The 1,137-nt window shown below is 65.1% G+C and carries 1 protein-coding gene; it reads right to left on the reverse strand.

Features of this window, described 5'->3' with window-relative positions; all coding sequences use genetic code 11:
- On the reverse strand, positions 1-1,019 hold a 1,019-nt coding region (locus GOOTI_RS01865; RefSeq protein WP_039993135.1), incomplete at its 3' end, for an IS481 family transposase.
- Between the last annotated feature and the right edge of the window lie 118 nt (positions 1,020-1,137).

Below are 1,137 nucleotides of genomic sequence, written 5' to 3' on the forward strand. Positions count from 1 at the left end.
TAGCTGTACTGACCCGCCAGGTTGGGTACGCGGTCGGCGGGTGAGTTGCCTCGGAGTGCGGTGTGGCCGCGTTCGTGATTGTAGATGCGAAGGAACTCGGGGAAGGCTGCGACGCGTTCGGTTTCACTGAGGTAGGGACGGGCGTAGGCCCATTCCTCCTGGAGGGTCCGGTTGAATCGTTCGACCTTGCCATTGGTTTGCGGCCGGTACGGTCTGGTCCACTTGTGCTTGATCCCGTTTTCGTCCAACAAGTCCCGGAATACCCGGGACCGGTAACAAGAGCCGTTGTCGGTCATCACTCGCGCGGTGGTGACACCGATCGAGGCGAAGTGCGCCAACGCCCGAGTCATGAACGCGGTCGCGGTTTCCTTCTTCTCATCAGCGAGGATCTCGGAGTAGGCGTAGCGGGAATGGTCGTCGACGGCGTGATGCAGATACGCGTACCCCAGGTTCGGGCGGCCAGCAACTTTGCGGGTTCGCCCAGGCTCGCGGTGGGCACTGGAGTTGCGGGCGCCCTGGGCGCGGCCGTGTACGCGATGTCCACCTCCGTCGGGGATTCTCCCGAGCTTTTTGATGTCGACGTGGATCAAGTCTCCGGGCGCTTCACGTTCATACCGGCGGACCTCGCGCCGGCGGGCACGTACCGGCGCCCCGGTCGCCGGGTCGATCCACGACAACCGCAGGCATCGGTACCGGGTCAGGATGCGGTGCACCGTGGAGACGTTCAAGCCCAGGTGAAACGCGATCCGGGCCGGCCCCCAGCGACGGGAGACGCGTAACCCGACGACTCGGCGTTCCCGGCGCCGGCGGGTGCGATGCGGACACGATCGGGGCCGGCTGGACCGATCACCCATCCCGGCCGGCCCCGATTCGCGGTAGCGATCCGCCCATCGCTTGGCCGTGGTGACCGACACGTTGAACCGGTTAGCCGCGCGGCGCAAGGGCCACCCATCTTCGACAACACACCGAGCCAGACGCAACCGGCCAGTCGGGGACAACGGTGAATTACGGTGAGACACGAAGACCTCCGGGTTGAGGAGCGGTTCCTAGACAGCTCCACACCTCACTCGGAGGTCTTCCCTATGTCACGTCGACTCGCCGAACGCCGTACCTAACGTCCCGGGTCAGTACAGCTAG

The organism is Gordonia otitidis NBRC 100426, from assembly GCF_000248075.1.
In the GTDB taxonomy this organism is placed as follows: domain Bacteria; phylum Actinomycetota; class Actinomycetes; order Mycobacteriales; family Mycobacteriaceae; genus Gordonia; species Gordonia otitidis.